This is a genomic window from Streptomyces sp. NPDC034043 (assembly GCF_055575675.1).
In genome coordinates this window covers 190,133-213,702 of record NZ_JBVISF010000004.1, presented here as the reverse complement: position 1 = coordinate 213,702, position 23,570 = coordinate 190,133, and the positions used below count along the sequence as shown (strand labels likewise).

Sequence of the window (23,570 nt, the reverse complement as noted above, 5' to 3'; positions counted from 1 at the left end):
CTACCGGAACCGGTGCCGCCGGGGGGTGCGTCCTCGCAGGTGTGCACCGTCATGAGGGCAGCGGCAGCGCCGCCACCGCCACACAGCTCCCGGTCCGGTCCCGGCTCCTGAGCGGGGCCCTGCTGGCCGCGCACCTGCTGGTCGTCGGGTGGCTGACCCTGAGCCCCCTGGACGTCCCCTGGGCGGCCGCCGCGAACCTGACCCCGCTGGACGGGATCAGGGCGGACCTCGCCCACGGGCCGCTGGAGGCCGCCCGGCGGATCGGCGAGGGGCTGGCGCTGCTGGCCCCGCTGGGGGTGCTGCTGCCGCTGGCCGGGGGGCGGCTGACGCCCGGGCCGCTGGCCGCCTGGTCCTCGCTGGCACGGACGGCGGCCGCGGCCGTACTGATCTCACTGGGCATCGAGATGTTCCAGACCGCGGTACCGGGCCGGGTGCTGGACGTGGACGCGCTGTTGCTGAACACCGCCGGAGTGGTGATCGTCCACCTGTCCGTCGTACCGGTACTGCGCGCCCGGCTGCGCCGCGCCCACGCGTCTCAGGGGCCCACCCCGAGAATTTCCAGGGTCGGCATCGGACCCTGGACCGAGGTCCTTTCGGCGGTTCCGCGCGAGTATTGAGGCATCGCGGAAGGGAAGATCCCGGAGCGCGATCCCTACGAAGGAGAAGAAAATGAGCGCGATTACCCGCCCCCGTGACGGACGGATGATCGGCGGCGTCTGCGCCGGGCTCGCACGGCGTTTCGGTATCAAGGCCCGCACGATGCGGATCATCTTCGTGGCCTCGTGCCTGCTGCCCGGACCGCAGGTCCTCATCTACCTCGCGCTGTGGCTGCTGCTGCCGAACGAGAAGGCCGGCGCGGGCACGGCGCGGACCGCCTGGTAGTCCCCGCTCGCGGGAGCCGGCCCCGGGATACCGGGGCGCGACCGGTGCTCCGGCGGGACTCAGCCCGCCTTCCGGACCTTCTCGAGCTGCTTGTCGGCCACTTCCTGCGGGACCAGCGCCTTCTGGTCCGCGGCGGCCACGTTCAGGGCCATCAGCCGTACGACCCGGCCCCCCTCGCGCACGACGACCAGGTGGACCGGCGCCGAGACGCCCTCGGCGGCGGCGGTGGTGGTCCAGCTGACCGTCTCGTCGCCCGCCGTCCTGTACGGGACGGCCTTCACGTCCCGGTAGCGGCCGGTCTGCTTCTCGACGGTGGCGGTGAAGCCCGTACCGCAGGCCGCGACGGCCTCGCGCAGCCGGGACACCACCCGCTTGGCCTCGCTCTCCCCGTAGGAGCTGACGGAGGCGGAGACCGCGAGTCCGACCTGCTTCTGGGAGCCGATGCCGCGGTTGACGGTCTCGCGGGCCGCCGGATCGGGCTTGTCGCCCATGATGTCGGCGAGCGGCTGGCAGGCCTTCTTGTCGGCCTGCGGCTGACCGTCGGGGGCGTTCGGGTTCTTGCCCTGCGCGGAGATCTGGTAGCCGGCCAGGTCGCCCTGGACGAGGGCGGCCCGCTCCAGGCTCGCGTCCCGGGCCTTGGGCGCGGCGGGGGCCGGCGGAGCGCCGGGCGCGCCCGAGGGGCGGACGGCCGCGGAGCCCTTGGGGTCGGGGGTCTTCCCGGGCGCGGGGGCCTGCGTACCGCTGCCGCACGCGGCCGCTCCGAGGAGCAGGGCGGGGAGCAGCGCGAGCCTCGTCGCGGGTGCCGTGAAACGTGCCGTGATGCGCATGACCGAACCTCATACCCAGGGTGTCGGCGGGCAGTTGGTGGTGATCGTGGCACACCGCGCGACGCGGCGCACGCCTCTTCGAAGGGGCGTGCGCCGCGTGCGCGTGTGTGCGATTTACCGGCGCTCCGGTCAGCCGCCGATGCCGCCGGGCAGCGGGGGCAGGCCGCCGAGCAGGCTGGTGACCGGGGCGGCGGCGTCGGTGGCCTCGCCCTCCTGGGCCGCCTGCTGCGTCTGGTCGGTGAGGGAGCTGGTGGCGCTGGTCAGGGAGCCGAGGGTGTCCGTCAGGCTGGCGGCGGGGAGCGCCGAGGCGGAGGCGGTACCGGCGGCGCCCGCGGCGAGGGCGGCACCAATCACAGCGACACCGAGGGACTTGGCAGCAGACTGCTTCATGAAAAATCGTCCTTGCGACGGGGAAACTGAGCGGCTCCGCAACCTAGCCACTTCAAACCCGCTCCCGCAAACATCCTTAAATACGAGAAAGCGTCCGGGAATTGCGATTCCCGGACGCTTTCCGTGGGTCAGGCCGTGGCCTAGGCCGAGACGGTTCCGCTGGTGGAAGCGGTCTGCCGGAACAGCCATTCGGACTTCAGCTCCGCGTAGCCCGGCTTGATCACGTCGTTGATCATGGCCAGTCGTTCATCGAAAGGAATGAACGCGGACTTCATCGCATTGACGGTGAACCACTGCATGTCGTCGAGCGAGTAGCCGAAGGTGTCGACCAGGTGCTCGAACTCGCGGCTCATGCTGGTGCCGCTCATCAGGCGGTTGTCGGTGTTGACCGTCAGCCGGAAGTGGAGCTTGCGCAGCAGGCCGATCGGGTGCTCCGCGTACGAGACGGCCGCCCCGGTCTGCAGGTTCGAGGTGGGGCACATCTCCAGGGGGATGCGCTTGTCCCGGACGTACGAGGCCAGGCGGCCCAGCGTGACCGAGCCGTCCTCGGCGACCTCGATGTCGTCGATGATCTTCACGCCGTGGCCGAGGCGGTCGGCGCCGCACCACTGCAGGGCCTGCCAGATCGACGGGAGGCCGAAGGCCTCGCCCGCGTGGATGGTGAAGTGGTTGTTCTCGCGCTTGAGGTACTCGAAGGCGTCGAGGTGGCGGGTGGGGGGGAACCCGGCCTCGGCGCCGGCGATGTCGAAGCCGGCCACGCCGTTGTCACGGTAGCGGTTGGCCAGCTCGGCGATCTCCAGCGCGCGGGCCGCGTGGCGCATGGCGGTCAGCAGGGCGCCGACGCGGATGCGGTGGCCGTTGGCCTTGGCGCGGCGCTCGCCCTCGCGGAAGCCGTCGTTCACGGCCTCGACGACCTCTTCGAGGGTCAGGCCGGCTTCGAGGTGCTGCTCGGGGGCGTAGCGGATCTCCGCGTACACGACGCCGTCCTCGGCGAGGTCCTCGGCGCACTCGGCGGCGACCCGGAAGAGGGCCTCCTTCGTCTGCATGACGGCGCAGGTGTGCGCGAACGTCTCCAGGTAGCGCGGGAGGGAGCCGGAGTCCGCGGCGTCACGGAACCAGACGCCCAGCTTGTCGGCGTCCGTCTCGGGCAGCTTGTCGTAACCGGCCTCGGCGGCCAGCTCGATGATGGTGCCGGGGCGCAGTCCACCGTCGAGGTGGTCGTGCAGGAGCACCTTCGGGGAGCGGCGGATCTGGTCCGGGGTGGGCAGGTTGGGGGTCTCGCTCGTCATCCCGGCACTCTACTCCTACGCGCGTAGAGCAGCGCGTCGGCAGCGGGGTCGATATGTAACAGAGACCGTACGGACGGGTCGCGTACACCCGCCGGTCTGAGACTGTTCCGCCATGGCACAGCATGCGCCGCCGGCGCGCGGGGCCCGCCTGGGGCGGGCGGCCGGCGCGAACGGCTCGGTCTCGACGGTCAGTGGTGTGGTGCTCCTGCTTCCGGGAGCGTCCAGATTCCCCTCCGGTCCGGTACGTCCGCTCGCGCGGGCGCTGGTCCGGGCGGGCGGGGCGCAGGGGCTGGTGGCGCACACCGTGGTGCACGGGGACGCGCCCCGGGAGGAAGCCGCCGGGTGGGCGGCGGACGAGGTGGTCCGGCTGTACGGGGACGTACCGGTGTGCCTGGCCGGCTTCGGCGCGGGCGGCCGGGCGGCACTGCGGGCGGCCGGGCACTCGGCCGTCAACGCGGTGGTGGCCCTGGCCCCTTGCTTACCGGAGGGCGAGGACGCGGACACCCCTGAACCGGTGAAACAGCTCGCGGGCCGGCAGGTGCTGATCGTGCACGGCACGAACGACGCGCGAAGCGACCCGGAATCCTCGTTCCGGCTGGCGGCGCGGGCGAAGAAGGCGAATCGTTCTACCTGCCGGTTCGAGGTGCACTCGGACGGGCACGGCCTGCGCGAGCACCGGTCGGAAGTGGTGGCGCTGGCGGTGGACTTCGTACTGGGCGCCGTGTTCTCCGGCCGGTACTCCCGCCCGGTCGTGGACGCGCTGTCGGCGCCCCCGCCGCTGGGCCTGCGGATGCCGCTGGCCTCCGGCTTCGGGCGGTCCCTGCGGGGCTGAGCGTAGAGTGGGGAGTGGACTCGGGGTGGCTCTCTCCTGGAGGCGATCCGCCATGACCGGGATGGTACGCAAGAGCTTCGACAGCGCGGACGAGACGCGCCCGTTCACCGATGGCAAGGGCAGGCTGGACGTGCTCATGACGGACGGCGGCGCCGTCGGGCGCGCGGTCTTCGAGCCGGGCTGGAAGTGGTCGGAACACATCAAGCCGCTGGCGGGCACGGACAGCTGCCAGTCGGCGCACACGGGGTACGTCGTCAGCGGCCGCATGCAGGTCGTGATGGACGACGGCGAGGGCACCGAGTACGGCCCCGGGGACTTCATGCAGCTCGCACCCGGCCACGACGCATGGGTGGTCGGCGACGAACCGTGCATGGTCCTGGACTGGACGGGCTTCGGGAACTACGCGAAGCCGGCCTGACCGGACCGGGCCGGGCCACGGGCCGCGCCGGCGGTCGGGGCCGGCCGTTCCGTCCCCTCTCGGTCGGATGGCCCCGCGGCGCGGCCTCGCGTCGTGGGACCACTGTGCCGGTTCGGCATATGCCGGAAGCCCGCGTCCGGGCGTCGGCTTGCCGCCTTGCGGGAACCCGAGGGGTTTACGAACGGGCACAGGCCGGGACGAATGTGCATATGCCAGCCGATGCCGAAGACCCCCAGGACCTGAGCCCCGCGGCACGGCGCCTGTACGCGTACGCCGTCGAGCGGCAGGCCTTCACCGCCGCCGAGGCCACCGCCGCCCTGGGAGCCCGCGCCGGGGCGGCGGTCACGGAACTCGCCGCGGCGCACCTGCTCCAGCGGGCCCCGGGCGACGGGCCGGAACGGTGGAGCGCGGTGGCGCCCCGCGCGGCGGCGGCCCGGGCACTGGCTCCGCTGGCGCTGCTCGTACGCGAGACCCACGACGAGATGGACCGGCTGCGCGGGCGGCTGGAGGCGCTGGTGCCCGCGTACGAGGCGGGGGCCGCGCACCGGGACCTGAGCGGGTCGGGCCGGCTGGAGCTGGTGACCGACCTGGGCGCGGTGCGCGGGCTGATCACCGAGCTGGCGGCGGGGTGCGAGCGGGAACTGCTGACCTCCCAGCCGGGCGGGGGCCGGCCGCAGGAGACCCTGGAGGAGGCGGTGGGCCGGGACGAGTCGCTGCTGGCGCGCGGGGTCCGGATGCGGACGCTGTACCACCACACGGCACGCTACTCACGCCCCACGGCCGCGTACGTCGAGCGGGTCACGGCGCTCGGGGCGCAGGTGCGCACGCTCGGCGACGGGCTGATGCGGATGCTGGTCTTCGACGCGCACACCGGGGTGATGGCGGTGCCGGACCGTCAGGGCGCGGCGCTGGTGGTGCGGGAACCCGGCGTCGTGCACTTCATGACGGCGGCGTTCGAACGGTCCTGGCCGGGCGCGCGGCCGTTCCCCACGACGGTGAGCCCTGAGGCGTCCCGGGCGCTCTCGGAGGAACTGCGGCAGACGATCGTCCTGCTGCTGTCGGAGGGGCTGGAGGACAAGGTGATCGCGCGCCGCCTGGGCATGTCGGAACGCACCTGCCAGCGCCACATCGCGGAGATCATGCGCGCGATCGGCGCCAAGTCCCGCTTCCAGGCGGGCTACTTGCTCCGCGCCCGGCGGCCACCGGCCGGCCGGGCCGAGGCCCGGGGGCCCGACGGACCGGTCCGGTGACGGCGATGCGGCCTGCCTGGAAGAACCCGGCGGGGCCGGGCTCGACGGTCAGCCCAGGGAGAACAGGATGCCGCGCGGCCCGACAGCGGCAACCGGACCGCGGCCCCGCCAGGCCCGGCCCGGCGGGTCGGCGGACGGAGTCCGGCGCAGCGCCGCGAAGCCGGGGAGGCGCCCCGGCGCCGAGCCGCGCGAGCGGCGCGTGAAGAGGGCGTGCCCGGAGGCGTCCCGGGCGGTCTCGGAGGAACTGCGGCAGACGATCGTCCTGCTGCTGTCGGAGGGGCTGGAGGACAAGGTGATCGCGCGCCGCCTGGGCATGTCGGAACGCACCTGCCAGCGCCACATCGCGGAGATCATGCGCGCGATCGGCGCCAAGTCCCGCTTCCAGGCGGACTACTTGCTCCGCGCCCGGCGGCCACCGGCTAACCCTGGGCCTCCAGTTCCGGGATCAGGCGGCCCCTGCGGGAAAGCAGGAAGCGCTTGAACGCGGCCACCGGTGGGGTGTCCGGGTGGCCGTCCAGCCAGGCCACGCCGATCTCGCGCACCGCGCGCGGCGCCGTCACCGTCAGCTCCACCACCCCCGGCCGGGGCACCGCCGGCGGGGGCAGCAGGGCGACTCCGAGGCCCGCCGCGACCAGGCCGCGCAGGGTCTCGGCCTCCTCGCCCTCGAAGGCGACCCGGGGCGTGAACCCGGCCTCCGCGCACAGGTCGTCGGTGATCCGGCGCAGGCCGTAGCCGGCCTCCAGGGTGACGAAGGTTTCCTCCGCGGCCTCGGCCAGCCGGATCCGCTTGCGCACCGCGAGGCGGTGGTCGTCCGGGACCACCAGGCGCAGCCGCTGCTCGTCGAGGCGGCGGGCCACCAGGTCGGGGGCGTCGGGCACCGGCGAGGTCAGGCAGAGGTCGAGTTCCCCTGCGCGGAGCTTCTCCAGCATGGCCTCGCCGTAGTTCTGGACGAGGGAGAACCGTACGCGCGGGTGGTCGGCCCGGAAGGCGCGGATCAGACCGGGTACGGTCTCGGGGCCCAGGGTGTGCAGGAAGCCGAACGCGACCTTGCCGGAGGACGGGTCGGCGTCGTGCTGGACGGATCCGGCGGCGCGGGCAATCCCGTCGAGGGCCTGTTCGGCGGAGGCGAGGAAGGTGCGGCCGGCCGTGGTGAGGGCGACGGTACGGCCCTTTCGGGCGAACAGCGAGACCCCCAGGTCCTGTTCGAGGCGGACCATGGCCCGGGACAGGGTGGACTGCGGTACGCCCAGCTCGTGGGCGGCGCGCGTGACGTGCTCGTGCCGGGCGACCGCGACGAACTGAGCGAGCCGGGGGGCCAGCTGTTGTGTCACGGACATGTCTTCTTCGTAACGGTTCATTGATATCCGAAGCCGTGAGCTGTGCTGATGCGTGAGTGGATCGATTATCCCGGATTCGTGCATTGGACGCATGAAAAAGGGACACCTACCTTCGACGTATGCCTCCCGCTCATACCGGGGCACCCGTCATCCCGGGTGCCTCCACCCCGTCGTTCCCTTCGCCGCCGGCACCCCTGGTCGAGCCCCGCTCCCCCGGCCGTCCCGGCTACCGCCGGATGAGCCTCGCGCTCTTCGCCGCGGGCCTCGCGACCTTCGCCCTCCTCTACTCCACCCAGGCCCTGTTGCCCGCGCTCTCCGCCGGTTTCGGCGTGACGGCCGGCCGGGCCAGCTGGACGGTCTCCGCGGCCACCGGCGCGCTCGCCCTGTTCGTCCTGCCGCTCAGCGCGCTGTCCGAGCGGTTCGGCCGGACCCGGATGATGACCTGCTCGATGGTGGTGGCCGTCGGCATCGGCCTGCTGGTGCCGTTCGCGCCGAGCCTGGAGTGGCTGGTGGCGCTCCGCGCGGTGCAGGGCGCGGCCATCGCCGGCATCCCCGCCTCCGCGATGGCGTACCTGGCGGAGGAGGTCCGGCCGAAGGCACTGGTCGGTGCGATCGGCCTGTTCGTGGCGGGCAACTCCATCGGCGGCATGAGCGGCCGGATCGTCACCGGCTGGGGCGCGCAGCTGTGGGGCTGGCGCGGCGGGCTGCTGGCCGTCGGCGTGATGGCGCTGGCCTGCGCGGTGGCCTTCCTGGTGCTGCTGCCCCGGGCGCGGTTCTTCCGGCCGGCGTCGCTGAACCCGCGCGCGGTGGGGCGTACCGTCGCCGGTCACCTGCGCGATCCGCTGCTGCTGCGGCTGTACGGGATCGGCGCGCTGTTCATGACCGTCTTCGGCGCCGTGTACACCGTCATCGGGTACCGCCTGGTGGAGGCGCCGTTCTCGCTGGGGCAGGGCGTGGTCGGGTCGGTCTTCCTGGTCTACCTGGTGGGTACGGCCTCCTCGGCGGCGGCCGGGCAGCTGGTGGCCCGGGCGGGCCGGCGCGGGGCGCTGTACCTGGCGGTGACCACGACGGCCCTGGGGCTGCTGCTGTCGCTCGGGGACTCGCTCCTGCTGGTCCTGCCGGGGCTGGTGCTGATCACGGCCGGCTTCTTCGCGGGGCACGCGGTGGCCTCCGCGGCGGTGAGCCGCACGGCGAGGACGGGCCGGGCGCAGGCCTCGGCGCTCTACCAGTCCGCGTACTACCTCGGCTCCAGCGCGGGCGGCACCCTGGGCGCGCTGGCGTACCACGCCTCGGGGTGGGCGGCCACCGTGGGCATCGCGCTGCTCGCGGTGCTGGGCGTCGTCGCGATCACCCTGTACGGGTCCCACGCGGCCCGCGCCGAGCGGCGGCGGCCGCTCGCCCCGGGCGGGCGGGCCGCGGCGGCCCGCTGAGGCTCGCGGGGGGTCCTCTCCGGGGCCCTGGCGGGCGGCTCGGGGTGCGCTGCGGGGCCTCGGAAACGGTCGCCCGGCGCTCCGTCTGCGGCCCGCACCGGCCAAGTCCGTTCAAAGTCTGTGCGGCGTGCGCAACTCGCTCTAGCGTGGAGGGCATTGGCGCCCCCACGGTGCGGGCGCGGCAGGGGAGGACCGGATGGCGGCGATACGCGTGCGCGCGCGGCGGCGGGCTGCGGTGGTGTTCGGCGGGGCTCTGGCACTGGCGGCGCCCCTGGTGGTCCTGGGGGGCGGTACGGCGCAGGCCGCCGCCTGCAACGTGACCACCGGGCCCTACCAGCGGCAGGTCGAACAGTTCCTGGGGCGGCCGGTGGACGGGGTGCAGTCGGCGGCCGACTGCACGGCCATACAGTCCTTCCAGGCCACCCACGGGATCACCCCGACCATGGGGTACGCCGGGCCGCTGACCTGGCAGACGATGAGCACGATGCTGGCGCAGCGGGCGGCCGGCACCAACCCGAACGCCGACCGCAAGTGCCCCACCAACCTGGGGCGGATCGCGTGCGTCGACCTGACCCGCCAGCTCAGCTGGATCCAGGACGGGGCCACGCTGAAGTACGGCCCGGTGCCGGTGCGCACCGGCAAGGCGGAGACGCCGACGCGGACCGGCCTGAAGAAGATCTACTACCGGAGCATCAACCACTGGTCGACGATCTACAACGTCGCGATGCCGTACTCGCAGTTCTTCGACGGGGGGATCGCCTTCCACTCGGTCACCAAGAGCATGTGGAACCCGCCGGGCTCCGGGGGCTGCGTGAACATGACGACGACCGACGCCAAGGCGTACTGGAACATGCTGGGCAACGGCGAGGACGTCTACGTGTACGGCCGCAAGCCCGGGACCTGACCTTCCCCACCGCTCGGGCTGCCGTTGTCGGACCCCTCGGGTAGTTTCCGAAGGGACGGAAACCACCTGGGGGACGGCAGCCATGAGTGACCTCGCGACCTCGTCAACGGAACTCGACGCGGCGATGGACCGCTACCGCGTCGAGCTGACCGGCTACTGCTACCGGATGCTCGGGTCGTCCTTCGACGCCGAGGACGCGGTGCAGGACACGTACGTCCGCGCCTGGCGGGCGTACGAGAAGTTCGAGGGGCGTTCCTCGCTGCGGTCGTGGCTGTACCGGATCGCCACGAACGTCTGCCTCGACCTGCTGAAGGCGGGGAACAGGCGGGCGCGGCCGATGGACCTGTCCGCCCCGCAGCACCAGGCCTCCGCCGTGCTCAGCGAGCGGCCCGAGGTGACCTGGCTGGAGCCGGTGCCCGACGGGCGGGTACTGCCGCAGACCGCCGACCCGGCGGAGATGGCCCTGGCCAAGGAGTCCGTCCGGCTGGCCTTCGTCGCGGCCCTCCAGCACCTCCCGGCGAAGCAGCGGGCCGTGCTGATCCTGCGGGAGGTTCTGGCCTGGAAGGCGGACGAGGTCGCCGAGCTGCTGGAGACCTCGGTGGCGGCGGTGAACAGCGCGCTCCAGCGGGCGCGGGCGACCCTCGCGGGGCAGGCGCTGCGCCCGGGTGATCCGGCGGACCCGCTGGACGCGGAGCAGGCGAAGCTGCTGGAGCAGTACCTGTCCGCCTTCGAGGCGTACGACATCACGCGGCTCACCGCGCTGCTGCACGAGGACGCGGTGCTGTCGATGCCGCCCTACGACCTGTGGCTGCGGGGCCACGAGGACATCGCCGCGTGGCACCTCAACCAGGGCATCGGCTGCAAGGGCTCGCGCCTGGTCCCGACGACGGCGAACGGCCTGCCGGCCTTCGGCCAGTACCGCCCCCGCGAGGACGGCCTGCCCGGGCACGTGCCGTGGGCGCTCCAGGTGCTGGAGATATCAGACGGCCGGATCGTCGGCCTCAACGCCTTCCTGGACACCGCCCGCTGGTTCCCCCTGTTCGGCCTGCCCGAGCAGCTCGACGAGACCCACGAGGCGCAGTAGGGCCAGCAGGGCCGGCCCCGCCCCGGTGAGCCGGAGGGGGGTCCCGTGGCGGCGGGCGGCGAGCGCCAGGCGCGCGAGCGCGTCGACGGTGGCGAGGGTGGGGGCCGTGACGGCGCGCACGTCGCAGGTCACCGGCCGGCCCGGGCCGTCCCGGCACAGCTCGCCGAGGCGTGCGCAGAGCGCGGGGACGTCCGGATGGGGCCCTTCGTCCAGGGCCAGGGTTCTGATCTCCACGGGTGGATGACCGTCACCGGCCCCCGGACTCATCGGCGGCCGCGCACGCGGCCCGGGAAACGGGCGGGGGTGGGCCGGGGAGCCGCCCGCGCGGCGGCGCCCTGGGCCCACCCCCGGCCGGGCTAGGCGATGCGGTCCAGGACGATGGGCGTGGCGGAGTACGCCGTGCCGGCCGGGGCGATGTCGTGGCAGCCCTCCAGGGAGGCCAGGGCGTACTCGAACTTCTCCGGGGTGTCCGTGTGCAGGGTCATCAGCGGCTGGCCGGCGGTGACGGTGTCGCCCGGCTTCGCGTGCAGCTCGATGCCCGCGCCCGCCTGGACCGGGTCCTCCTTGCGGGCGCGGCCCGCGCCCAGGCGCCAGGCGCCGACGCCGACCGCGTACGCGTCGAGGCGGGTCAGCACGCCCGAGGCGGAAGCGGTGACCACGTGCTGCTCGCGGGCCACCGGGAGGGCCGCGTCCGGGTCGCCGCCCTGGGCGGAGATCATCCGGCGCCACACGTCCATGGCGGAGCCGTCGGCGAGGGCCTTCGCGGGGTCGGCGTCCTTGATGCCCGCCGCGTCCAGCATCTCCTTGGCCAGGGCGATGGTCAGCTCGACCACGTCGGCCGGGCCGCCGCCGGCGAGGACCTCGACGGACTCGCGGACCTCCAGGGCGTTGCCCGCGGTGAGGCCGAGCGGGGTGGACATGTCGGTGAGCAGGGCGATCGTCCTGACGCCGCTGTCGGTGCCCAGGGCCACCATGGTGGAGGCCAGTTCGCGGGCGTCCTCGATGTTCTTCATGAAGGCGCCGGAGCCGACCTTCACGTCGAGGACGAGCGAGCCCGTGCCCTCGGCGATCTTCTTCGACATGATCGAGGAGGCGATCAGCGGGATGGCCTCGACCGTGCCCGTGACGTCGCGCAGGGCGTAGAGCTTCTTGTCCGCCGGGGCCAGGCCGTCGCCCGCGGCGCAGATGACGGCGCCGGTGGTGTCGAGGACGTGCAGCATCTCCTCGTTGGAGAGCAGGGCCCGCCAGCCGGGGATCGACTCCAGCTTGTCCAGGGTGCCGCCGGTGTGGCCGAGGCCCCGGCCCGAGAGCTGCGGCACGGCCGCGCCGCAGGCGGCGACGAGCGGGGCCAGCGGGAGGGTGATCTTGTCGCCGACGCCGCCGGTGGAGTGCTTGTCGGCGGTCGGGCGGGAGAGGGAGTCGAAGTTCATCCGCTCGCCCGAGGCGATCATCGCGGCGGTCCAGCGGGCGATCTCGGCCCGGTTCATGCCGTTGAGCAGGATGGCCATCGCGAGCGCCGACATCTGCTCGTCCGCGACGACCCCGCGGGTGTACGCGTCGATGACCCAGTCGATCTGCTCGGGGCTCAGCTCACCGCGGTCCCGCTTGGTCCGGATGACGGAGATGACGTCCATGAGGTGACTTCCTTCTACGCGCATAGAGATGAGGGAGGGAGGTTCAAGGAGTTCTCGAGGAGGGGGCGAGAGCGGCGACGGCCCTCCGCCCGGCAGGGCGGAGGGCCGTCGGTGCGGCTATCTCAGGTGGTCGGGCCCGAAGGCCTGCGGCAGCATCGCGCTCAGCGGCAGGATGCCGTCCGGTGTCTCCACCAGCAGCTCCGGGCCGCCGAACTCGTAGAGCAGCTGGCGGCAGCGGCCGCAGGGCACGAGGATCTCGCCCTTGCCGTCCACGCACGTGAAGTGGGTGAGCCGGCCGCCGCCGGTGGCCTGGAGGGAGGAGACCAGACCGCATTCGGCGCACAGGCCGAGGCCGTAGCTGGCGTTTTCCACGTTGCAGCCGGTGACCACCCGGCCGTCGTCCACCAGGGCGGCGACCCCGACCGGGAAGCCCGAGTAGGGGGCGTACGCCCGGGTCATCGCGGCCCGGGCGGCCGTCCGCAGGGCCTCCCAGTCCACCGCCTGGTCCGGGGTCACTTGCCCTGGCCCTTGCGGTACGGCATGCCGTCCGCCTTCGGCATCCGCAGGCGCTGCGCCGACAGCGCGAGCACCAGCAGCGTCGTCACGTACGGGGCGGCATCCACGAACTGGCTGGGCACCTGGTCGGTGGCCGCGTACCAGGCGAAGAGCCCGGCGGCGCAGACGGCGGCGATACCGGCCTGGAGGTACTTCTTCTTGTACAGCTGCCAGCCGAGGGCGAGCACCAGCAGGATGGCGATCAGCAGCAGCATCGCGTGGACGTTCTCGGCGCCGCCGCGCAGCTTGAGGCTGTCGGTGAAGCCGAAGAGGCCCGCACCCAGCGCCATGCCGCCCGGCATCCAGTTACCGAAGATCATCGCGGCGAGACCGATGTAACCGCGGCCGCCGGTCTGGCCCTCCTGGTAGATGCCGGTGGAGACGATCGCGAGGAACGCGCCGCCGAGGCCCGCCAGGCCGCCGGAGACGATCACGGCGATGTACTTGTACTTGTAGACGTTGACGCCGAGGGACTCCGCCGCGACCGGGTTCTCACCGCAGGAGCGCAGGCGCAGGCCGAAGGCGGTGCGCCACAGCACCCACCAGGTGGCGGGGATCAGCAGCACGGCGACGATGGTCAGCAGCGACAGGTGGGTGACCAGGCCGCCGAGGACGCCCGCGACGTCCGAGACCAGGAACCAGTGCTTGGCCTGGAGGCCGTCCAGCCCGCTGGAGAGTCCCGGGACGGTGATCTCGGTGATGGACTCGATGCGCGGGGACTGCTTGGAGGAGCCGCCCGCGGCCTTGTCGAAAGTGAAGTTCGACAGGTACTGGGTGAAGCCCGTCGCCAGGATGGTAACCGCCACACCGGAGACGATGTGGTTGACGTTGAAGGTGACGGTGATGATCGCGTGCAGCAGGCCGCCGATGGCGCCGCCGACGATGCCCATCAGGACGCCCGACCAGGGACCCCACTGGTAGCCGGCCCAGGCACCGAACCAGGTGCCGAGGATCATCATGCCCTCGAGGCCGATGTTGACCACGCCGGCCCGCTCGGCCCACAGGCCGCCGAGGCCCGCGAGGCCGATCGGCACGGCGAGCTGGAGGGCCCCGGAGACCTGGCCGACGGAGGTCAGGTCGTTCGCGCCGGAGATGACCCGGACCAGCGAGACCAGCGCGAGGCCACCCGCGATGATCAGCAGGATCCAGGGCAGGGTGAGTTTGCGGCGGCCGCCCGGCTTGGGCGCGGCTTTCGTCGTGGAAACGGTGCTGGCGCTCACGCCGCGACCTCCTTCTCGGTCTTGATGGCGTGGCCTGCGGCCAGCTCCTCGCCGACCTTCTGCTGCTGACGGCGGATGCCGTAGCGGCGGACGAGCTCGTAGCTGACGACCACGGCGACCACGATCAGGCCCTTCATGATCGTGCCGATTTCCTTGGCGAAGCCGGCCGTGTCGAGGCCGGCCGAGGCCTTGTCGATGAAGGCGATCAGCAGCGCGGCGAAGAAGATGCCGACCGGGTTGTTGCGGCCGAGCAGCGCGATGGTGATGCCGGTGAAGCCGATGCCCGCCGGGAAGGACAGGTTGTACGTGTGGGACTCGCCCAGCAGCAGCGGCATGCTGACCAGACCGGCGACGGCGCCCGAGATGAGCATCGAGGTCATGATCATCTTCTTGGCGTCCACACCGGAGGCCTGGGCGGCGGACTCACTGGCGCCGGTGGCGCGCAGGTCGAAGCCGAAGCGGGTGCGGTTGAGCACGAACCAGTAGACGACGCCCAGCGCGAAGGCGATGAAGGTGAAGCCGTAGATCTCCAGGCCGTCGCTGAGCTCCACGCCCGGGAACCAGCCGGACTCCGGGATGTCACCGGTGGTCAGGTCGTTGGAGCCGACCGGCTGCACGCCGAGGTTCTTGGGGAGGATCAGCCAGGCGATCAGCGAGGTCGCGATGGCGTTGAGCATGATCGTCGAGACGACCTCGCTCACGCCGCGCTTGGCCTTGAGGACGCCCGCGATGCCGGACCAGAAGGCGCCGACGAGCATCGCGACGAGCACGATCACCAGGATGTGCAGCGGGCCGGGCAGCGTGACCGCCGCGCCGACCAGGGCGCTGACCATCGCGGCGAGGCGGTACTGGCCGTCCACACCGATGTTGAAGAGGTTCATCCGGAAGCCGATGGCGACGGCCAGGGCTGCCAGGTAGTACGTGCCGGCCTGGTTAAGGATGAGGACCTGGACGTCCTCGTAGCCGGACTGTTCGATCATGATGCGCAGCGGCTCGATCGGGTCCACGCCCGAAGCGGCCAGCACGATCATGCTGAGTACGAAGGCGCTGACCAGTGCCAGCGCGGGTCCGGCGAAGCCGAGAAGCAGCCGGTCCTTGTCGAATTTCTTCATCGGGCCTCGTCCTCCGTCGTGTCGCCGTCGACCTCGGCGGAGTGGTCGTCAGTGGCTTCCAGGTGCCCGGTGGCGGCGCCCGTCATGGCGGTGCCGAGCTCCTCGGGGGTGATCGTCGCCGGGTCGGCGTCCGCGACCAGGCGGCCGCGGTAGATGACGCGGAGCGTGTCGGACAGGCCGATCAGCTCGTCCAGGTCGGCGGAGATCAGCAGCACGGCGAGGCCCTCGCGGCGGGCCTCGCGGATCGCGTCCCAGATCTGCGCCTGCGCGCCGACGTCCACACCGCGCGTGGGGTGGGCGGCGATGAGGAACTTGGGGTTGTGGCTCATCTCGCGGCCGACGATCAGCTTCTGCTGGTTGCCGCCGGAGAGCGAGGCCGCGGTGACGTCGATGCCCGGGGTGCGGACGTCGTACTCGCGCACGATCCGCTCGGTGTCCTTGCGGGCGGCCTTCGGGTCGAGGATGCCGCGCCGGGAGTTGGGCGCCTCGGTGACGTGGCCGAGGATGCGGTTCTCCCAGAGCGGGGACTCCAGCAGCAGGCCGTGGCGGTGGCGGTCCTCGGGGATGTAGCCGATGCCGCCCTCGCGGCGCTTGCGCACCGGGGTCTTGGTGATGTCGTCGCCGTCGAGGGTGATGACGCCCGCGTCGGGGGTGATCATGCCCATGAGGGCCTCGATCAGCTCCGTCTGGCCGTTGCCCTCGACACCGGCGATGCCGAGGACCTCGCCCTTGTGGATCGTGAAGCTGATCCCGTCGAGCAGCAGGCGGCCGGCCACCGGGGTCTCGCGGATACCGGTGTCGGAGTCGCCGAGGGCGCTCGTGGAGGTCTCGGGGGCGATGACCACACCCGCGTCGGCGACGGTCAGGCCGTCGACCTTCAGCATGGGCGTCGTGGTCACCGTGGACTCGCGGGTCTCCGGCGAGGGCAGCTCGCTGCCGACCATCAGCTCGGCGAGCTGCTTGGTCGTGGCGGTCTTCGGGTCGGCGGTGCCGACCGTGGTGCCGCGGCGGATGACGGTGATGTCGTCGGCGACCTTCAGGACCTCGCCCAGCTTGTGCGAGATGAAGATGACCGTCAGGCCCTCCGCCTTGAGCTCGCGCAGGTTGTCGAAGAGCGCGTCCACTTCCTGCGGCACGAGCACGGCGGTCGGCTCGTCGAGGATGAGGGTCTTGGCACCGCGGTAGAGGACCTTGAGGATCTCCACGCGCTGGCGGTCGGCCACGCCGAGGTCCTCGACCAGGGCGTCGGGGCGCACGCCGAGGCCGTACGCGTCCGAGATCTCCTTGATCTTCTTGCGGGCCTTGGCGCCGATGCCGTAGAGCTTCTCGCCGCCGAGGACGACGTTCTCCAGGACGGTGAGGTTGTCGGCCAGCATGAAGTGCTGGTGCACCATGCCGATGCCGCGGGCGATGGCCTCGCCGGGGTTGTTGAAGGAGACCTGCTCCCCGTCGATGGCGATGGTGCCCTCGTCCGGCTTCTGCATGCCGTAGAGGATCTTCATCAGGGTCGACTTGCCGGCACCGTTCTCACCGATGAGGGCGTGGACCGTGCCCTTGCGGACGGAGATGGCGATGTCCTTGTTGGCGACGACGCCGGGGAAACGCTTGGTGATGCCGTGCAGTTCTACGGCGAGAGGGGGGCTGGACGCGTTGATGACGCACTCTCCTTGGCGCGGAAGGAGCTGGAAAAGCCGAGTGGGCAGGGGGACAGGGCGGAGATCGGCCGGGCGGGTGGGCGGGAGTCGGACGGTATCGCGTCCACCATGCCTCTACGCGCGTAGCACTGTCGGAAGTGAAAACTTGCGGCCAACTGGCCACAAGTGGTCACCGACTCAGGGGGGAGACGCGGTGCGGGGTCCGGGAGCGGTTGAGACCGCTTCCCGGACCCCGGTGACCGCGACGGGACGTCAGACGGGCCGTTACGGCGTGGTCTTGACGGTGATCTTCTTCGCGATGATGTCGGCCTTCGCCTTGTCCACCGCGGCGATCAGGTCGGCCATGTTCTTGTACTCGGGGTTGGAGTCGGCCAGGCCGACGCCGTCCTTGTCCAGGCCGTAGCGGACCTCACCGGACTGCGGGCTGCCGTCCTTGACCGACTTGATCAGGTTGTAGACCGCGTCGGAGACGTCCTTGGTGACCGAGGTCAGGATCTTGTCCTTGTACTTCGACAGACCGGCCTGGTTGTACTGGTCGGAGTCGACACCGATGGCCCACTTGCCGGAGGTCGCGGCGGCCTCGATGGCGCCCGAGCCGGCGAGGCCGGCGGCGGCGTAGATCACGTCGGCGCCGCCGTCGATCTGACCCTTGGCCGCGGCCTTGCCCAGGTCGGGCTTGGCGAAGCCACCGAAGTCCGGCGGCTGGGAGAGGTACTTGGTCAGTACCTTCGCGTTGGGGTTGGTGTCCTTGACGCCCTGGGCGAAGCCCGCCTCGAACTTCTTGATCAGCGGAACCTCGACACCGCCGATGAAGCCGACCGTGCCGCTCTTCGACGCCTTGGCGGCGGCCACGCCGGCCAGGTAGGAGCCCTGCTCCTCGTTGAAGACCAGGTTGGCGATGTTCTTCTCGGTCACCGAGGTGTCGTCGATGATGCCGAACGTGGTGTTCGGGAACTTCGCCGCGACCTTCTTGATGGCCGGCGCGTAGGCGAAGCCGACGCCGATGACCGGGTTGTTGCCCTTGCGGGCCAGCTCGGTGAGGCGCTGGACCTTGTCGGCCTCGCTCTCGCCCTCGGTGGGCTCCGCCTCGGCGCCCTTGACCTTCAGGTCCTTCTCGGCCTTCTCGAGGCCCGCGTAGGCGGCGTCGTTGAACGACTGGTCGCCACGGCCGCCGATGTCGTACGCGATGGCCGCGCCCGCGGAGGAGGAGGCGCTGCCGTCGGCAGACGGGCTGTCCGAGGACTTCTTTCCGCCACAGGCGGTGGCCGAGAGGGCCAGCGCCGCGGACGCGAGGCCCACGGTGGCGATCCTGGTGATCCGGCGCAAGGGGAGGCTCCTTCAAAACCTGACCGAAGCGCCACGACCGGCGCTGGTTTCGCGGCGATCGTAACGCGCGTAGATGTCAGTTAAAGGCCCGTTCATGAGTCGTTATCGGATCGACGCGAACCGGACAGTGACCGATCGGTAACGGGACGGGCGTCCGGCCCTTGTGTACCAAGGGCTGGACGCCTCCGACGGCCGGCCCGCCGGTGCTGTACAGAGCTTTTCGCGATTTTCAGCCGACGGGCCTGCCGCGGCGTCCGTCGAGGAGCGCGGCGGCCGTGAAGAACTCCACGCCGTAGCCGATCGCGGACTCGTCGACGTCGAAGTCGCCCCGGTGCAGGTCCCGCTTGGCGGTGTCGCCGGGTCGGCGGACGCCGAGGCGGGCCATGGCGCCGGGGACGTGCTCCAGGTACCAGGAGAAGTCCTCGCCGCCGAGGCTCTGCTCGGTGTCCTCGACCGACTCCGGGCCGCACCGGGCGCCCATGGCCTCCCGGAGCAGCTCGGTGACCACCGGGTCGTTGACCACCGGGGGCACCCCGCGCACGTGGTTGATCTCGAACTTGGCCCCGTGCATGGTGGCGACCTCGTCGATCGCCGCGTGGATCATGTCCGGGGCCTCGTACCAGGCGTTGAGGTCCAGGCAGCGGACCGTGCCGGACAGCTCGGCGTGCATCGGGATGACGTTGCAGGCGTGCCCGGACTCGATCCGGCCCCAGGTCACGGACATGCCCGAGCGGGCGTCCATCCGGCGGGCCAGCAGGGCCGGGACGTCGACGGCGACCCGCGCGGCGGCCGTCACCATGTCGGTGGTCAGGTGCGGGCGGGCGGTGTGGCCGCCCGGGCCGGCCAGGGTCACCTCCAGGCGGTCGCAGGCCGAGGTGATGGGGCCGGGCCGCAGGCCGATCATGCCGGCGTCGACCCGGGGGTCGCAGTGCACCGCGATGATCCTGCCGACGCCGTCCAGCACCCCGGACTCGATGGCCTCGGTCGCGCCGCCCGGCAGCACCTCCTCGGCCGGCTGGAACAGCAGCCGCACCGGGCGGGGCAGCAGGCCCTGGCGGTCGAGCTCGGCGAGGACCAGGCCGGCGCCGAGGACGACGGCGGTGTGGACGTCGTGGCCGCAGGCGTGGGCGCGGTCCGGGTAGGTGGAGCGGTACGGGACGTGCGTCTTGGCGTCCGGGATGGGCAGGGCGTCGATGTCCGCGCGCAGGGCCAGCATCGGCCGTTCCCCGTCCCAGGTGCCGACGTCACAGATGAGCCCGGTACCGGACTGCAGGACGCGTGGTCGCAGGCCGGCCTCCTCCAGCCGGGCCTTGATCGCCGCGGTGGTACGGAACTCCTGGTGTCCTAGCTCGGGGTGCATGTGCAGGTCCCGGCGGAAAGCGATCAGTTCGGCACGGAGCCGGTCCGGCAGCTTGCCGGGCAGCTCGGGCCGGGCAGGCTTGCCGGGCAGGGCGGTCTGGGGCTCGCGGGACATCAACTGGTTCACCCGTTGAAGGGTAGGCGCACGGATGGGTCAACTGTCCGGAGATCACCAAAAGTTCATGCCCTTAGGGGAAAGAAAAGGACCTCTGGAGGCATGACCGGTCGCGGCCGGGGGTAAACTCATGCGCTCATCCGGCCGCCGCGGCGCCCCGTGCCGGGGGCGGAAGCGGCCGCTCGCACGGCCCCGGCCCCCGGCGGGGTGATCAGCTGACGGCGAGCTTCGCGGCGAAACCGAGGAAGACCACGCCCGCCGCCGAGGTCGCGCCGGCCGACAGCCGCTTGCGGCGGCGGAACGCGGTGGACAGCCGGGTGCCGGCGAATATCAGGGTGGACAGGTAGAGGAAGCTGATCAGCTGCGAGACCGCCCCGAGCAGCAGGAACGACAGCGCCGGGTAGGCGTACCCGGGGTCGACGAACTGCACGAAGAAGGAGAGCAGGAAGAGGATCGCCTTCGGGTTGAGCAGGCTCACCAGCAGCGCCCGCCGGTAGGGCCGCTCGGCCGTGCCGGCGGCCGTCTCCTGCCCGGCCGGCTCCTCGTCCCGGACCCCGCGGCTGCGCCACATGCCCCGGGCGGCGCGCAGCATGCCGACGGCCAGCCAGCCGAGGTAGCCGGCGCCGAGGACCTTGACCACGGTGAACAGCACCGGGCTGGCCTGGAGCAGCGCGCCCGCCCCGACCGCCGCGAGCACCATGAGCACGGTGTCCCCGCTGAACACCCCGCAGGCGGCCTTGTACCCCTCCTTGACCCCGCGCCGGGAGGCGACGGAGAGCACGTAGAGCGAGTTCGGCCCCGGCAGCAGCACGATCAGCACGACGGCGGCGAGATACGTAGGAAGATCAGTCACACCCAGCATGGGCAGGAGTGTCCCATGAGGACGCACCTGTCTCGCCAGTCGATTTCAGTGGGTGGGACCGGACGGTTCGTAGCTCCCCCAGACTTCCCGCAGCACCCCGCACACCTCCCCCACCGTGGCCCGCGCCCGCAGGGCCTCCCTCATCGGGGGCAGTACGTTCTCCCGCGTGCCGGCCGCCGCCTCCCGCAGTGCGGCCAGCGTCCGCCCCACCGCCCGTCCGTCCCGCGTCGCCCTGAGCCGCTCCAGAGCGGCGCACTGCCGGGCCTCGATCGCCGGGTCCACCCGCAGCGGCTCGTACCGCTCCTCCCGCTCCAGCGCGAAGCGGTTGACGCCGACCACGATCCGCTCGCCGCTCTCCTGCTCGCGCGCGATGCGGTAGGCGTTGGCCTCGATCTCCTCCTTCTGGAAGCCCGCCTCGATCGCCGCGACCGCCCCGCCCAGGTCCTCGATCCGCCGCATCAGGGCGAGCGCGGCCGCCTCCACCTCGTCCGTCATCCGCTCCACCGCGTACGACCCGGCGAAGGGATCGACCGTCAGCGGCACGTCCGTCTCGTACGCCAGCACCTGCTGGGTGCGCAGCGCGAGGCGGGCCGCCTTCTCCGTCGGCAGCGCGATGGCCTCGTCGAAGGAGTTGGTGTGCAGGGACTGGGTGCCGCCCAGCACGGCGGCCAGCGCCTGCACGCCCACGCGTACGAGGTTCAGCTCGGGCTGCTGCGCCGTCAGCTGCACCCCTGCCGTCTGGGTGTGGAAGCGCAGCATCAGGGACTTCGGGTCGCGGGCCCCGAACTCCTCGCGCATCACCCGGGCCCAGATCCGCCGCGCGGCCCGGAATTTCGCCACCTCCTCCAGGAGGGTGGTGCGGGCGACGAAGAAGAAGGACAACCTGGGCGCGAACTCGTCGACCGCCATCCCGGCGCCGAGCGCGGTACGGACGTACGCGATCGCGTCGGCGAGGGTGAAGGCGATCTCCTGCACGGGCGATGCCCCGGCTTCGGCCATGTGGTAGCCGGAGACGGAGATGGTGTTCCACCTGGGCATCTCCTCGCGGCAGTAGCCGAAGACGTCGGCCGTCAGCCGCAGGGAGGGGCCGGGCGGAAAGATGTACGTCCCGCGGGCGATGTACTCCTTCAGGACGTCGTTCTGGACGGTGCCCGTCAGCCGCCCGCCCGGGATGCCCTGTTCCTCCGCGACCAGCTGGTACATCAGGAGCAGCAGGGCGGCGGGGGCGTTGATGGTCATCGAGGTCGACACCCGGTCGAGGGGGATGCCGTCGAGGAGCATCCGCATGTCCTCGACCGAGTCGACGGCGACGCCGACCTTGCCGACCTCCCCGTGCGCGAGGGGGGCGTCGGAGTCGTGCCCCATCTGGGTGGGCAGGTCGAAGGCCACGGAGAGGCCGGTCCCGCCGCCCTCGATGAGCGCCCGGTAGCGGGCGTTGGATTCGGCGGCCGTGCCGAACCCGGCGTACTGGCGCATGGTCCAGGGCCGTGCGGTGTACATCGTGGGGTGGATGCCGCGGGTGTAGGGGTACTCCCCGGGGCTGCCGAGCCGGACCCGGGGGTCCCAGCCCGTGAGGTCGGCCGGGCCGTAGACGGGTTCGAGGGGGATTCCGCTCTCGGTTCGTGCCATCGACGTGCCTCCGTGGGGGTCCTGTCCCGGATGGGACCGGTGGGGTCCCTGCCTACCTCGCGGGGGCGGGCGGGAGGCGGCTGACGCGCCTGACGGCCGTCCTCCCGGCCGCCCGGACGGCGCGCGCCGCCACTCGTTCGAGTGTGGTGCGGGGGTCCGGCGGAGAGGGAGCGGGTCCGGGCCCCCGCCTGGGCGCCATGCCGGCACGGGAGAGCCGGGGAGCCGCCGGGCGGCAGGTCCGGGGCACCTGCCGGCCGCCGTCCGGGGCCTCGTCGGCGCCGCTGTCCGGGTGGGACCGGAGCCGTCTTGGCGACACCGCGCGGCGGGGTGCAACTTTCCGTGCCGTCGAGGCGTCACCCTGATACACGACGTTGAATCCGGGGGACCCCACCATGCAGCGACAGAGAGCCATCGTCCGTACGCTCGGCCTGGCCGCCGCCGTCGCGCTCGCCGCGACCGCGTGCGCTCCCCAGGGCGCCGGTGCCGGTCCGGCCGCCCCCTCCTCACCGGCGGCGTCCCCCACGGCCTCCCCGTCCAAGCAGGACGACAAGCCGGGCGAGTCCTCGCCCTCCGCGTCGCCCTCCCAGTCCCCGTCGTCCTCGTCCTCACCGTCGCCGTCGTCCTCGGCCGCCCCCGGCCCCAAGGCGCTCATGGCCAACGGCGACGAGAGCGAGCAGGTCCGGGAACTCCAGGCGCGGCTTCGCCAGCTGAAGCTGGTGTCGACGGCGCCCACCGGCTTCTACGGTTCGAAGACGACCGCCGCGGTCAAGGCCTTCCAGTCGCAGCACGGGCTGCCCGCGACCGGGTCGGTGGACGAGGCCACCTGGCAGAAGGTGCAGGGCCTCAGCAAGAAGCCGACGGAGCAGGAGCTGCGCCCGCCGACCACCAACGAGGTGGACGCCCCGGATCCGCGCTGCATGCAGGGGCGGGTGATGTGCATCAGCAAGGAGAGCCGCACCCTGGCCTGGATGATCGACGGCAAGGTCGTCTCCACGATGGACGTGCGCTTCGGCTCGGAGAACACGCCGACCCGCGAGGGCCTGTTCCAGGTGGAGTGGAAGGCGAAGCAGTGGACGTCGACGATCTACCACACGTCGATGCCGTACTCGATGTTCTTCAGCCAGGGCCAGGCGGTGCACTACTCGTCCGACTTCGCGGCCCGCGGCTATGACGGCGCCTCGCACGGCTGTGTGAACGTCCGGGACAAGAAGAAGCTGTCGGAGCTGTTCGACCAGGTGAAGGTGGGCGACAAGGTCGTCGTCTACTGGTGACCGGGGCCGGTGGTCCGGGGGCCGGTGGCGGTCGTGAGGAGAGGGGGCGCGGGCAGGGCCGGGGGAACGTGCCCCGCCCGCGCCGGGTGCGCCGAGCCCAGGGGTACGGGGGGAACCCCGGCTCGTGCGCGGCCGATGACCAGTCGGCTCGATACGTACTGCGCCGGCGGTTCGAAAAGTGTTACTGCC

Annotated in this window: 25 protein-coding genes; 10 read left to right on the top strand and 15 right to left on the bottom strand. The window is 72.0% G+C overall.

From position 1 onward, the window contains the following. Window positions 1-41: 41 nt before the first annotated feature. Both ACZ51S_RS12250 and ACZ51S_RS12245 read left to right on the top strand, forming a co-directional pair. Window positions 42-617, top strand: coding sequence for a VanZ family protein (locus tag ACZ51S_RS12250; protein WP_468475468.1), 576 nt, complete (start codon window positions 42-44; stop codon window positions 615-617). 52 nt (window positions 618-669) lie between these two features. After that, on the top strand, window positions 670-882 hold the full coding sequence (locus ACZ51S_RS12245) for a PspC domain-containing protein (protein ID WP_468475467.1): 213 nt from the start codon (window positions 670-672) through the stop codon (window positions 880-882). Between the two features lie 59 nt (window positions 883-941). Here the strand turns inward: ACZ51S_RS12245 and ACZ51S_RS12240 are convergent, their stop codons facing one another. The 3 genes from ACZ51S_RS12240 to ACZ51S_RS12230 form a co-directional block, all read right to left on the bottom strand. Further along, a complete protein-coding gene (locus tag ACZ51S_RS12240; protein WP_468475466.1) occupies window positions 942-1,709 on the bottom strand; it encodes a hypothetical protein in 768 nt (255 codons plus the stop codon). Window positions 1,710-1,838: 129 nt separating this feature from the next. Further along, window positions 1,839-2,099: a hypothetical protein gene (locus tag ACZ51S_RS12235; RefSeq protein WP_388934510.1), complete on the bottom strand. Its 261-nt coding sequence runs from the start codon at window positions 2,097-2,099 to the stop codon at window positions 1,839-1,841. 140 nt (window positions 2,100-2,239) lie between these two features. Further along, complete coding sequence (locus tag ACZ51S_RS12230) at window positions 2,240-3,388, bottom strand: adenosine deaminase (RefSeq protein WP_468475465.1); 1,149 nt, start codon at window positions 3,386-3,388, stop codon at window positions 2,240-2,242. A 112-nt stretch (window positions 3,389-3,500) separates the two neighbouring features. Between ACZ51S_RS12230 and ACZ51S_RS12225 the strand changes: the two genes are divergently transcribed. The 3 genes from ACZ51S_RS12225 to ACZ51S_RS12215 all read left to right on the top strand — a co-directional run bounded on the left by ACZ51S_RS12225 (window position 3,501) and on the right by ACZ51S_RS12215 (window position 5,888). Beyond that, window positions 3,501-4,220, top strand: a complete 720-nt coding sequence (locus ACZ51S_RS12225; protein ID WP_468475464.1) for an alpha/beta hydrolase — start codon at window positions 3,501-3,503, stop codon at window positions 4,218-4,220. 52 nt (window positions 4,221-4,272) lie between these two features. Next, a complete protein-coding gene (locus ACZ51S_RS12220) occupies window positions 4,273-4,638 on the top strand; it encodes a cupin domain-containing protein (protein ID WP_468475463.1) in 366 nt (121 codons plus the stop codon). A 209-nt stretch (window positions 4,639-4,847) separates the two neighbouring features. Beyond that, complete coding sequence (locus ACZ51S_RS12215; RefSeq protein ID WP_468960663.1) at window positions 4,848-5,888, top strand: helix-turn-helix transcriptional regulator; 1,041 nt, start codon at window positions 4,848-4,850, stop codon at window positions 5,886-5,888. Between the two features lie 48 nt (window positions 5,889-5,936). Here the strand turns inward: ACZ51S_RS12215 and ACZ51S_RS12210 are convergent, their stop codons facing one another. Beyond that, window positions 5,937-6,260 (bottom strand): hypothetical protein, encoded by a 324-nt coding sequence (locus ACZ51S_RS12210; RefSeq protein ID WP_468960820.1) that lies wholly within the window; start codon window positions 6,258-6,260, stop codon window positions 5,937-5,939. On the opposite strand from ACZ51S_RS12210, the gene ACZ51S_RS12205 reads away from it, so the two are divergent. After that, entirely contained in the window at window positions 6,157-6,369 is a 213-nt protein-coding gene (locus ACZ51S_RS12205) for a LuxR C-terminal-related transcriptional regulator (RefSeq protein WP_468960807.1), read from the top strand. The genes ACZ51S_RS12210 and ACZ51S_RS12205 overlap by 104 nt on opposite strands. Here the strand turns inward: ACZ51S_RS12205 and ACZ51S_RS12200 are convergent. Further along, entirely contained in the window at window positions 6,308-7,246 is a 939-nt protein-coding gene (locus ACZ51S_RS12200; protein ID WP_388934525.1) for a LysR family transcriptional regulator, read from the bottom strand. The genes ACZ51S_RS12205 and ACZ51S_RS12200 overlap by 62 nt on opposite strands. 98 nt (window positions 7,247-7,344) lie before the next feature. Between ACZ51S_RS12200 and ACZ51S_RS12195 the strand changes: the two genes are divergently transcribed. The 3 genes from ACZ51S_RS12195 (at window position 7,345) to ACZ51S_RS12185 (ending at window position 10,643) form a co-directional block, all read left to right on the top strand. Continuing rightward, a complete protein-coding gene (locus tag ACZ51S_RS12195; protein WP_468803823.1) occupies window positions 7,345-8,655 on the top strand; it encodes an MFS transporter in 1,311 nt (436 codons plus the stop codon). Between the two features lie 196 nt (window positions 8,656-8,851). Further along, window positions 8,852-9,559, top strand: a complete 708-nt coding sequence (locus ACZ51S_RS12190; RefSeq protein WP_388934530.1) for a L,D-transpeptidase family protein — start codon at window positions 8,852-8,854, stop codon at window positions 9,557-9,559. An 82-nt stretch (window positions 9,560-9,641) separates the two neighbouring features. Beyond that, the gene (locus ACZ51S_RS12185) at window positions 9,642-10,643 is read left to right on the top strand and encodes a sigma-70 family RNA polymerase sigma factor (protein ID WP_468475460.1); all 1,002 of its coding nucleotides are present in this window, start codon (window positions 9,642-9,644) and stop codon (window positions 10,641-10,643) included. Here the strand turns inward: ACZ51S_RS12185 and ACZ51S_RS12180 are convergent. From ACZ51S_RS12180 to ACZ51S_RS12135, 10 genes are all read right to left on the bottom strand, one after another. Then, the gene (locus tag ACZ51S_RS12180; protein ID WP_468475459.1) at window positions 10,539-10,877 is read right to left on the bottom strand and encodes an STAS domain-containing protein; all 339 of its coding nucleotides are present in this window, start codon (window positions 10,875-10,877) and stop codon (window positions 10,539-10,541) included. The two genes, ACZ51S_RS12185 and ACZ51S_RS12180, sit on opposite strands and share 105 nt — an antisense overlap. A 122-nt stretch (window positions 10,878-10,999) precedes the next feature. After that, entirely contained in the window at window positions 11,000-12,277 is a 1,278-nt protein-coding gene (locus ACZ51S_RS12175; RefSeq protein WP_468475458.1) for a thymidine phosphorylase, read from the bottom strand. A 117-nt stretch (window positions 12,278-12,394) separates the two neighbouring features. Beyond that, window positions 12,395-12,793, bottom strand: a complete 399-nt coding sequence (locus ACZ51S_RS12170; RefSeq protein ID WP_388934541.1) for a cytidine deaminase — start codon at window positions 12,791-12,793, stop codon at window positions 12,395-12,397. After that, window positions 12,790-14,052: an ABC transporter permease gene (locus ACZ51S_RS12165; protein WP_468475457.1), complete on the bottom strand. Its 1,263-nt coding sequence runs from the start codon at window positions 14,050-14,052 to the stop codon at window positions 12,790-12,792. The genes ACZ51S_RS12170 and ACZ51S_RS12165 overlap by 4 nt, the downstream gene beginning before the upstream one ends. Next, entirely contained in the window at window positions 14,049-15,164 is a 1,116-nt protein-coding gene (locus ACZ51S_RS12160; RefSeq protein WP_468170024.1) for an ABC transporter permease, read from the bottom strand. The genes ACZ51S_RS12165 and ACZ51S_RS12160 overlap by 4 nt, the downstream gene beginning before the upstream one ends. After that, window positions 15,161-16,819, bottom strand: coding sequence for an ABC transporter ATP-binding protein (locus ACZ51S_RS12155; RefSeq protein ID WP_388935005.1), 1,659 nt, complete (start codon window positions 16,817-16,819; stop codon window positions 15,161-15,163). The genes ACZ51S_RS12160 and ACZ51S_RS12155 overlap by 4 nt, the downstream gene beginning before the upstream one ends. A 264-nt stretch (window positions 16,820-17,083) precedes the next feature. Further along, window positions 17,084-18,145: a BMP family lipoprotein gene (locus ACZ51S_RS12150; protein ID WP_388934551.1), complete on the bottom strand. Its 1,062-nt coding sequence runs from the start codon at window positions 18,143-18,145 to the stop codon at window positions 17,084-17,086. Window positions 18,146-18,374: 229 nt separating this feature from the next. Next, window positions 18,375-19,619 carry an amidohydrolase gene (locus ACZ51S_RS12145; protein WP_468475597.1) on the bottom strand — a complete coding sequence of 415 codons (1,245 nt, stop codon included), beginning with the start codon at window positions 19,617-19,619 and terminating at the stop codon, window positions 18,375-18,377. 211 nt (window positions 19,620-19,830) lie between these two features. Further along, the gene (leuE, locus tag ACZ51S_RS12140) at window positions 19,831-20,481 is read right to left on the bottom strand and encodes a leucine efflux protein LeuE (RefSeq protein ID WP_468475456.1); all 651 of its coding nucleotides are present in this window, start codon (window positions 20,479-20,481) and stop codon (window positions 19,831-19,833) included. Window positions 20,482-20,526: 45 nt separating this feature from the next. Then, complete coding sequence (locus tag ACZ51S_RS12135) at window positions 20,527-22,110, bottom strand: acyl-CoA mutase large subunit family protein (RefSeq protein ID WP_468475455.1); 1,584 nt, start codon at window positions 22,108-22,110, stop codon at window positions 20,527-20,529. Between the two features lie 392 nt (window positions 22,111-22,502). On the opposite strand from ACZ51S_RS12135, the gene ACZ51S_RS12130 reads away from it, so the two are divergent. Next, window positions 22,503-23,381 (top strand): L,D-transpeptidase family protein, encoded by an 879-nt coding sequence (locus tag ACZ51S_RS12130; protein ID WP_468475454.1) that lies wholly within the window; start codon window positions 22,503-22,505, stop codon window positions 23,379-23,381. Window positions 23,382-23,570: the final 189 nt, after the last annotated feature.